Consider the following 8,569-nt stretch of genomic DNA (forward strand, 5'->3'; position numbering starts at 1 on the left):
ATTCCCTCGTCACCTTCGACCCGTCTGCGGTCATGGAAAACCTGTAGACGGCGTCCACCTCCGAATCTTCAAAGATCTCTGAATCGTGCGTTATTATGAGCATCTGGGCAAGCGGCCCCGTCCCTTCCCTGAACGCTTCAGAGATTATCCGCACAAGCGCCCTGCGCCGCTCCTCGTCCAGATGGGTGGTAGGCTCGTCCAGTATCACAAAATCCAGCCTGCCTGCGCCCATCATGTGGGCTATGCCGAGCCTGAGCGCAAGCGCGACTGCAACCTTTTCGCCGCCAGACAGCGAGTCCATGCTTATCTCGCCGCTCTTGCCGTAACAGGTTATCTCTATCTCCCTTGCCTTCTCGGCAAGCTCGATCCTCGATATCCCGACGTTAAAGAGCGACGCATAGTCGGACGCCTTTTTCGATATCATGCCAAGCGCCCACGAGCGCAGGCTCATGCCCACCGCCCCGTCCCGGTTGAATACCAGCGACCGTATGCGCTCCAGGCCGCACGCAATTTCTGCGGCATGCTCAAGCCGGGCCACGGCGTCTGTGTCAGACTCGATGGCAGATTTCAGGTCCTGGGCGGTCTTTTCGTGCGCGCCAAGCCGGGCGCTTGCGTCCTGCAGCTTTTGCAGCAGTTTCCACTTGTCGTCCTTGGCCTGCGAGTACTGGACCACGGAAAAGCTCCTGGCCTGCTCCCTTAACGAAAAGATCTCTTCTGCAAACGAGCGCGACGCGTCGTCTATAGCAAGCGCAAGCGGGTCGTCGCCCACCTTCGTTACTTCTTTTGGCAGACGGGACACTACCTGCTTTTTTGGGGCGATTTCGGCCTCCAGCTTTTCAACGTCTTTAATGTCGTGGATGCAGTTGCTCGCAAGGAACGCCTCTGCCGCGGCGACGCGCTTGCCCTCCTCTGCCAGCTTTAGCTCCTCCTTTTTCAGATCCAGCTTTTCTGCCTGCAGGCGCGACTTTTCGTTTGCAATGCGCTTTGCCTCTTGCCGTATGTGGGCAGAGTCAAACATCTCGTTCACCTTTGACACGGCCGAGTTGCAGACGGGGCATTTGCCGTCCACTATTTTTATCCTGTCAGAGCACTCCAGCAGCCCCTGCAGCTTGCCGGCCTCGCTCTCGCTCTTTTCCAGCTGGCGGTGCACCTCTTCCATCTCGTGCTTGACCATCTCAAGCCTCATGCAGACCTCCTCCTTGCTTTTCAGGAGGGCAAGAGCCGGCCGGGCCTCCCTTGCCACCCTTTCCATCTTTTGTATCTCGCTAGCTACCTGGTCGCGTCTCTCTGCAACGTATTTCAGCAGGCGCTTCTCCTTTGCCTGCACCTCGTTTGCCTTTTCCTTCAGGGGCTCCATCGCCGCGATGGTGGCGTCCAGCTCGCGTATCCTAGCGTCAAGCCTCTGCTTTTCCTCCGCGTATTCCGACGCAAGCCTTGCCGCCTCCTGCAGCTTTTTGCGGTTTTCCTCGATCTGCATCCGTACTTTTGGCAGGTCCTCGTCAGTGTAGCCGCCGGGCTCGTCGCGCAGCCTGCTCCTGAAACCGGCGATGACGTCCTTCATTGTGGCAAAGGCCGTGTCGAGCCGGTCTATCCCGATGAGCCCGTTGAGGAGCTCCTTGAATTCCCGGGGCTGCGCCTCCACTATTTTCACAAGCTCGCCCTGCTGCACGACTGCCGCCACCTGCAGTTTTTTGTAGTCAAGGCCGAGCACCTTGGCGACTTCGGCGCTCATCGACTCGCCGTACTGGCGCCGCTCGCCCCCTGCGATTTTCTTGTTGACCGCCACGCCGCCCTCCGACAGGAGCTCCAGCTGCGAGAAGTGGGCCGCGCCTGCGCCGGTCAGCGACCTTGTCGCCTGGAACTCTTTGGAGTTTGTCGTAAAGCGCATGCGCACCATCGAGCCCGTGCCTGACGATCCCCTCCGTACCAGGTTCTTGTTGTGCCTCCTCGTGTGCTCGGCAAACAGCGCAAAGGTTATGGCGTCGATGACTGACGACTTGCCGGCGCCGTTGTGCCCCACAAAGACGGTTATGCCCCTGCCAAACTCCAGGCGCGTGTCCCTGTGCGAGATAAAGTCCTTCAGCTCAAGGTCTTTGATCATGGAGCCTTTTTTTGCACCCTCTTTTTCTTTTTGTACATGTCCCAGACGATGTCAAGCGCCGAGCTGGCGTCGCCTGCCGCGGCGGGAGGCAGCAGGTCCAAAATCGCAAGCCTTGCCGCCTCCTCTGAGCCCAGCGCGTCCCGGGCGAGCCGCAGGAGCTCGGCGTCAAGATCCGCCGGCCGCTCGTCGTACACCATCGAAGGCGACCCTTCTTTGTCGTCGAGCGACTGCCAGACATAGTGCAGGCACGCTTCGTTCAGCCGCGTCAGGTTGCCTGCCACCACCTTGGAATCTATGCTTTTGCCACTACTGCTGCCGCCGCTGCCGCCGCTGCTGGCTATTTCGACCCTGACCACCGGCTTTTTTGAAAGGCCAGCAGCTTTTCGCAAAATGCCTTCCACCCCTTCTGCCATCCTGTCATAGTCTATCCTGACGGAAAACTGGGGCCGGCGCGCAAGCGTCACGAACTGGACGGACGCCTCCTCGCCGGACATGTCGACAAGTGCAAACCCCTTGTCCACCTCCTTTATACCCTCGCTCGGCGTGAGGTCGAGCGAGCCGGGGTAGACCAGCGGCCCGCCAAGGTTTGGGAAATACTTTTCATACCTGTCGTGGTAGTGCCCCATCGCATAGTACTGGAAATTGCCCGGTATGTCAGACGAGTTGAGCTCGCCGGCAAACTTGTTCAGGTCGGTCAACCCCTGGTGGAGCACGAGGATCTTTTTCTTTTTGTCGCCGTCGCGCTTTTGCGCCAGCTCGCCTGCCTTGCGCATCCTTTCGACAAGCGAGTCGATGTTGCCCCGGCGCTCCTTGTCTGCGCCATAGACGGCGCAGTCGCCTGCTACGAAAGGCTCGTCCAGCTTCAGGTGGCGGGCAAGGCCGAGCGTGCGGAACACGTACGCAAACGGGATGTCGCGCATCCTGCTGATGTCGTGCTCGCCAAGCACGAACACGGCAGGTATCTCTTTCTCCTTTAGCTTTTTGAGCGCGCCGGCGAGCCTGTAGACTGCCTTGCCGTTTGGCCTGGGCGTGTGGAATATGTCGCCGGCGAGCACCACCAGGCGGGCGCCCTCCCTTATGGAGGTGTCGATGGCTTCGTAAAAGGTCTCGTAGACGTCCTCCTCCCGCTCCTCCAGGTTGAACTGCGAGTACCCAAGGTGCAGGTCAGAGATGTGCGAGACGAGCATCCGCTGGTTTCCCTCTTTATTTTAATCGTCTGAATAGCCAGACGGTATGTACGACTGCGACGTCTCCCTTGCTGCTATCTCGGCCACCGAGGAGAGCTGGCGCCACTGCTCGACCGCGTTGATGTCGGAGCCGACCCTGCGGCCCCTGACCTCATCCACCCGGACAAACGCAGGCAGGTTGACCCACTGGCCTGCAAGTATGGCCTCGCCGGGGTTGAGCGACGTAAGCTGGTCCACCAGGTCCTTGCTGAGCGACTCGCTTGCCGCGGCGACTTGCATCTGGTCGTCCGGCTGTACCATGCGCATCACCGCAAGCGAGCCCATCTGGCTCAGTATGTTCGGGTCGATGCTGCGTGGCCTCTGCGACACTATGACCAGCCCGAGCCCGAACTTGCGCCCCTCCCGGGCCACCTTTGAAGCATAGTATTTCGTCTCCGTGTCCTCACCCTTTGGCACGAACACGTGGGCCTCCTCTATCACCGCAAGCACGGGCGCCGGAAAGCGCGGGGGCGAGCTTTCGCCCTTGACCTGCTTTTTCGCCTTTTTCCTGTCTTCCAGCAACTCCTGCAAATAGTAGGCGACGATTATGTTTGCCTGGCGCTCGGTCAGCTCGACCAGGCTCAGTATGTTTATCTTGCCGTTTTTGACGAGCGCAAGCGGATCCGCAAGGTCCGGGTCGAGCACGCCCCGGAAGCGCCTCCTTGCGTCCTGTATCTTGTCCATCACCTTTTCTGCCGCCTCCCTGTACGTCTTTTCGTTGCCGGCGGCCAGCGCAGAGTCGGACAGGCGCTCCCAGAAGGCGTCGCCGCTGTATTTCCTTATTTCGTCTGTAAACGCGGCGCGAAGGACGTGGAGCTGGTTCGACGCGTTCTCCCTGACTTCGATCACCTCGGCAAACTCGTCCACGCTCAGGTAGCGCGGGTTGATCTTGGCCTCCATCTTGTTGCTCCCCGGTATGTCCAGGCCGGCATAGTCGTCGTGGTAGTCGAAAATCACCATCGTGCCCCGTATCCGGGCGATTTCCTTGGTCAGGAGCGACACCAGGTTGCTCTTGCCCATGCCCGTCATGGCAAGCACCGCCAGGTGCCTTGAAACCACGGTGTTGACGTTGACCCCGACATCAACGTCAGGGTTGCGCAGGAGCGAGCCCACCCGGGCCCACTCGCCGCCAGAGGGCGAGAATATTGCCGCAAGGTCCTGCGCTGTAGCTTCAAATACTTCCGTCCCGGGCTCGGCCGGCACGGCAGGGATCACCGCCCTGCACCTTTTCAGGTCGTCAAGGTAGCCCAGTATGCGCACCGTGCCCTTGTAGCTCTTGTCCCGGGCGTTCTCCATGGCCACCTGGCGGCTTTCAAACGCCTCCTCGTAGTTGTGTATGTCGTCCCGAAGCGCGTCGCTTGTTATCGACGAGCGCTCCACCAGGCCCAGCACCTTGCCCCTGCCCCCGCCGTATTCCAGCGTGACGTACTCGCCGATGCTGACAGGCCTTTTCGACTCAAAAGTCACCTCTTCCGGCCGGGCCCTGCCCACCAGAATACCGACTATCTCCGCCGCTGCTGCTGCCGCCCCTCCTTCTCCTCCTTTTCTGCCGCCACCGTTGTTATTGCTATTATTATTACTCATTTAGCGCGTCCCTGGCCCCCTGCTCGTTGTGCAGGCTGAATATGCTCACTAGTTTGTCTATATCTTCATTGCTCACCTTGCAGTTGTTGTGCGCCAGCTTCAGGCAGTATGGATAGCCGCCCACGCTGCGGTAGCTCAGCCTGTCCAAAAGATGTTTCACGTCCTGGGCGCTGACAGTGCTGCCGACTATTTCTATCCTCACGGCCGGCGTGTGGGGCCGCAGGCGCGCATAAGTTTCATAGACGTTGGCAAACTCGCATTTCACGGGCGCCGGCTCGCTGAACCCCGGCGCGCTCTTGCTTGCATGGTTGTAGTAATAGATGTCGCCTGCCTTTGAGCCCATCTGCCCAAACTGGGCCCTGCTTTCAGACGTCTTTGATATAAAGACGGAATCGCCGTACCTTTTCACCATTTCAAACGCTATAGAGGAAGCCTTGCCGTTCGTCCTTGACACGAGCGAGCCGTCCACGCAGATGACGTCGGCCTCCCGCTTCTCGGCGGCCTTTTGCGCCACGAGCGACTCCATGAGCATCGCCTTTGACTCTAGCGAGTCCCGCCGGGCCGAGTCGGCTATCTCGTCCTCGTACTCGGCCGCAAGCACCTTGTTCCTGCTCGTGACTGCGACTGCGTCCACCACATAGAGGTTCAGCCCCTGGAACGCTCGCTTGTTCCAGCTGCTGTCAATGCCGGCAGACTCGCACTTTGTCTGCGCCGGCTCGTACGGGATCCAGCGCGCAGATGCCGCAGATATTATCGACTGGTAGTTGCCGTCCTTCACCCTGGCGACCTTGGCCTCCCGGTTCCTCAGCGCGTCGAGATATACCTCTTTAAGCAAGGTCGCCCTCCCTCTCTCTCTGCTTACGGGGCGTGAGCTTGTTTAAAAATTGATCAGGTCGCCATTTTTTCAGCTGTTTCGCAAGGATCCCAGAGCGTCCCGGGCCTGCCATCTGACAGGGGAATGATGCCGGTGCCCATCACCATCGCAGCCACCCTGGCAGCCATCGGGAGCGCGCCGGTCGCCCCGGGCGAGTTGTAGTTGATGACGTGCAGCGAGCCCTCTTCTTTCTGCTGCAGTACCATGGTGTCGGGCACGAACCGGCCGTGCGAGTCGATGACCGACGAGCGTATGCCCGCCGTTCCCCTGACCGTGAACGCCGACGGCCGGATGGCAGGCAGGAACTCGCGCACCCTGTTTATCATGGCCGTTTTTGACAGCGAGCTTTTCAGCTCGGTGCTCGCAAGCGAGATGAACTGCCTGTCCAGAAAGACCCTCCTGGCGCCAGTCCTCGATGATTCCAGCACCTTGGGTATCATGTCGGCCAAGTTCCTGCCGTACCCGTACGCGTAGGGCCCAAAGACAGGCACCGCGTTTGGGCCGACCTCCCGCCTGCCGTCTGCCCTCACTATCCAGTGCGGGTCGAGGAACGGGTACTCAGGATGGCGTGGTACTGAGTATATCGAAAGCCTTGTCAGGTCGCGGTATTGCTCGGGGGCCTGCCAGTACTCGCCCCTGAAATGCAGGTCGGTGTATTCCCTTGCAACGCCCATGGCGTGCGCAATGTCAACGGCGTTGCCGCCAGCAGCGTTTATGATGAATTGCGCCTTAATTTCCTTCTTCGTGCCGTCTGCGGCGCGCAAGGAGATGATGTTGTTGTTGGCGGAATTGCCATCTGCTGCGATTATGCGCGTCGCCCTGTGGCCCAGCAGCAGGGTGCAGCCAAACGAGCGGATGTCCTGCAGGAGCGCCCTTGTAAATAGCCTGTAATCTACAGAGCCGTCGCGGGTGCACAGGATGGCAGACTCGCAACGCACGTTGGGCTCGATGGCTGAGACCTGCCCCTTGTCCAGCAGTTTCAGCTCGTCCTTTGACAGGCCGTTTGCCTCTCCCCAGGCCATGTACTTGTGCAGGCGGTCGATGCCCCGGTCGTCGGTCGCCACTTCCAGGACGCCGTCGCGCTTGAACGGCAGGCCCTTTTCGTGCGCATACCTCTCCCACATCTCAAAGCCAAGCGCCGCGGCGCGCGCAAACAGCTTTTTCTTGACTGGGTCGTACAGGAACGGGGCGTGCACCTTGCCCGTGTTCCTGCTGCTCGTGTGGAAGGCGATGTCCTGCTCCTGCTCTATCATGACGATCGAGGACGGGTCTCTGGCCTGGCCTGCAAGGAAATAGGCGATAGAAGTGCCCAGTATCCCCCCGCCAATGATGGCGACCCTGTACTCTCCTCTTCCTCCTTCCAAGCGCAAGAGATCGTCGCAGGCGTGGCTATTTATCTATACGCCGGCGGCTGTGTCGGGGGCAGGCGTAAAACGTTTAATACGATATGCGCCAAGGTTGTCTGAAATGGCGGCGGCGCAAGAGACGGCAGCAACCCCGGAGAGGAGGCGGCGATACGACGACCTTCCCGAGCTCCCGGAGGGCCTGCCCGCGCTCCTGCTGTCGGCTGTGTACTCTGGCGAAGAGAAAAAGGTCTACCTGAAATTCTACGACCCCAAAGGGAACGTGATTTACCACTGGCGCGACAGGACTGACCACAAGCCGTACGCCTACACCAAGATGGAATACGCCGGGCTCGTTGACAGCATAGTAGCAAAAGAGCCCAAGTACTCGGTACAGCGTGTGAAGAAAAAAGACGTCATCTTGGATAAGGAAATAGATGTGCTGAAAGTGACGGCGCCGGACCCGCTATCCATCGGTGGCACCGACTACAGCCTGCGCGAGAAGGTGAAGAGCTGGGAGGCAGACATCAAGTACCACGAGAACTATATGTACGACAACGGCCTGATACCGGGCGTCTATTACGTCCGGCACGGCGACCAGATAAAGCAGGAACTGTACAAGATTTCAGAGAAGGTCGACTTTGAGCTAAAGAGCCTGCTGTGGGACAAGATCAAAGAAGAGGGAGAGGGAGGAAAGGAATACAGGCAGTACGTCACGACGTGGGCCAACCTGCTCAACCAGCCCATCCCCGAACTGCGGAGGGTGGCAGTGGACATTGAAGTCGAGTCGGAGGAGGGCAGGATGCCCACCCCGCGCGACCACGACAGGCGCGTGAGCGCAGTCGGCTTTGCCGGGAGCGACGGCCTGCGCAAGGTTCTGGTGCTGGGGGACAACGTCAACGACGACGGCACGCCCCTGATACCGCAGGCAGAGGTGTGCAAGAGCGAAAAGGAGCTCCTCGAAAAGGCGTTTGAGATAATCAACTCGTACCCCATAGTGCTGACGTTCAACGGCGACGACTTTGACCTCCCCTACCTGTATGCAAGGTCGCAGGACCCGCGCATAAGCCCCGCCGACGGCAAGGCGATACCGAAAGACTCTGTCCCCATAATGGTAAAGAAAGAGTCGTTCATCAGGCACGGGATGCAGGCCGAGCCGGTTGGGATACGCCACGGCATCCACATCGACCTCTTCAGGATGTTCCAGAACCGCTCGATACAGATATACGCGTTTTCAAGGAAATACACCGAGTATACGCTAAACGCCATCTGCGAGGCGCTCCTGGAAGATTCAAAGCTGGAATTTGAGGGCGACATCAGCGAGCTCCCAATGCAAAAGCTTGCCGAGTACTGCCTGAAAGACGCGGACCTGACGTTTAGGCTGACCAGCTTTGGCGACAACCTGCTCATGAAGCTGCTGGTGGTCATCGCAAGGATAGGC

6 protein-coding genes are annotated in these 8,569 nt (G+C 59.4%); 1 reads left to right on the plus strand and 5 read right to left on the minus strand.

Translation table 11 applies throughout. The features are described from left to right. From WKI84_RS12500 to WKI84_RS12520, 5 genes are all read right to left on the minus strand, one after another. The coding region (locus tag WKI84_RS12500; protein WP_337863892.1) for an AAA family ATPase at nt 1–2,101 on the minus strand (2,101 nt) is incomplete at its 3' end. Continuing rightward, complete coding sequence (locus tag WKI84_RS12505; protein WP_337863893.1) at nt 2,098–3,288, minus strand: DNA repair exonuclease; 1,191 nt, start codon at nt 3,286–3,288, stop codon at nt 2,098–2,100. The genes WKI84_RS12505 and WKI84_RS12500, both read right to left, overlap by 4 nt. Nucleotides 3,289–3,309: 21 nt before the next feature. Further along, complete coding sequence (locus tag WKI84_RS12510; protein ID WP_337863894.1) at nt 3,310–4,911, minus strand: ATP-binding protein; 1,602 nt, start codon at nt 4,909–4,911, stop codon at nt 3,310–3,312. Beyond that, a complete protein-coding gene (locus WKI84_RS12515) occupies nt 4,904–5,746 on the minus strand; it encodes a DNA double-strand break repair nuclease NurA (RefSeq protein ID WP_337863895.1) in 843 nt (280 codons plus the stop codon). Before WKI84_RS12515 ends, WKI84_RS12510 begins: the two co-directional genes overlap by 8 nt. A 53-nt stretch (nt 5,747–5,799) precedes the next feature. Further along, the gene (locus WKI84_RS12520) at nt 5,800–7,149 is read right to left on the minus strand and encodes an FAD-dependent oxidoreductase (RefSeq protein WP_337863896.1); all 1,350 of its coding nucleotides are present in this window, start codon (nt 7,147–7,149) and stop codon (nt 5,800–5,802) included. Nucleotides 7,150–7,252: 103 nt separating this feature from the next. Here WKI84_RS12520 and WKI84_RS12525 point away from each other — a divergent pair. Further along, nucleotides 7,253–8,569: 3'-5' exonuclease (locus WKI84_RS12525; protein ID WP_337863897.1), on the plus strand; the 1,317-nt coding region annotated here is incomplete at its 3' end.

This window comes from Nitrososphaera sp. (assembly GCF_037447015.1).
In the GTDB taxonomy this organism is placed as follows: Archaea; Thermoproteota; Nitrososphaeria; order Nitrososphaerales; family Nitrososphaeraceae; genus Nitrososphaera.

Bases quoted from the DNA above. Each gene is read 5' to 3' on its own strand.
- WKI84_RS12505 (WP_337863893.1), bottom strand. From the start codon at position 3,288: ATGCTCGTCTCGCACATCTCTGACCTGCACCTTGGGTACTCGCAGTTC.
- WKI84_RS12510 (WP_337863894.1), bottom strand. From the start codon at position 4,911: ATGAGTAATAATAATAGCAATAACAACGGTGGCGGCAGAAAAGGAGGA.